Below are 1,318 nucleotides of genomic sequence, written 5' to 3'. Positions count from 1 at the left end.
AACACCCCCCTGCGCCGCGACAGCGAGGAATACCTCCACTCCGAGAAATACCAGCTCCGCCCGCGCGACTGGGCCGCCGCCGAACGCGAGGGCCGGAGCATCGCCCCGCTGGTGCGCGAGCTCAACGCGATCAGACGGCGCAGCCCCGCCCTGCGCCAACTGCGTGACCTGCACTTCCACCACGCCGACCAGGAGGCGGTGATCGCCTACTCCAAGTCCGCGACGGACGCCCACGGTTCGAACACGGTTGTGGTCGTCGTCAACCTCGACCCCCACCACATCCAGGAGGCCACGGTCTCGTTGGACATGCCGCAACTCGGCCTGGAATGGCACGAGTCGGTGCCGGTGCGCGACGAGCTCACCGGCGAGACCTACCACTGGGGCAGGACCAACTATGTGCGCCTGGAGCCGGGCGACCGGCCCGCGCACATTCTCACCGTCCTGCGACCGTCCTCACCGTTGATCGGAGGGTCACCCACCACATGATCGTCAATGAGCCCGTCCCTGACACCTTCGAGGACACCCCGGCCAAGGACCGCGATCCCGAATGGTTCAAACGCGCCGTCTTCTACGAGGTCCTGGTCCGCTCCTTCCAGGACAGCAACGGCGACGGCGTCGGCGACCTCAAGGGCCTGACCGCGAAACTCGACTACCTGCAATGGCTGGGCGTCGACTGCCTCTGGCTGCCGCCCTTCTTCAAGTCCCCGCTGCGCGACGGCGGCTACGACGTCTCCGACTACACCGCCGTCCTGCCCGAATTCGGCGACCTCGCCGACTTCGTCGAGTTCGTCGACGCCGCCCACCAACGCGGCATGCGCGTCATCATCGACTTCGTCATGAACCACACGAGCGACCAGCACCCGTGGTTCCAGGAGTCCCGCGCGAACCCCGACGGCCCCTACGGCGACTACTACGTCTGGGCCGACGACGACAAGCAGTACCAGGACGCCCGCATCATCTTCGTCGACACCGAAGCCTCCAACTGGACCTTCGACCCCGTCCGCAAGCAGTACTACTGGCACCGCTTCTTCTCCCACCAGCCCGACCTCAACTACGAGAACCCGGCCGTCCAGGAGGAGATCGTCTCCGCGCTGCGGTTCTGGCTGGACCTGGGGATCGACGGGTTCCGGCTGGACGCGGTGCCGTATCTGTACCAGGTCGAGGGAACGAACTGCGAAAACCTTCCTGCGACCCACGATTTCCTCAAGCGGGTGCGCAAGGAGATCGACACGCACTATCCGGACACGGTGCTGCTGGCCGAGGCGAACCAATGGCCCGAGGACGTCGTCGACTACTTCGGCGACTTCCCCTCCGGCGG

2 protein-coding genes are annotated in these 1,318 nt (G+C 66.2%); both read left to right on the top strand.

Going from position 1 to position 1,318, the window contains the following annotated elements:
* Positions 1 to 486 (top strand): DUF3459 domain-containing protein (locus ACIQ7M_RS40875; protein WP_403654248.1); only part of this gene is annotated, 486 nt, incomplete at its 5' end.
* Positions 483 to 1,318 (top strand): alpha-amylase family glycosyl hydrolase (locus tag ACIQ7M_RS40870; RefSeq protein WP_403654245.1); only part of this gene is annotated, 836 nt, incomplete at its 3' end. The genes ACIQ7M_RS40875 and ACIQ7M_RS40870, both read left to right, overlap by 4 nt.

The organism is Streptomyces sp. NPDC096324, from assembly GCF_044763015.1.
Taxonomy (GTDB): domain Bacteria; phylum Actinomycetota; class Actinomycetes; order Streptomycetales; family Streptomycetaceae; genus Streptomyces.
Note: the sequence above shows the minus strand (reverse complement) of the source record. Positions and strands in the feature narration are given on the sequence as shown.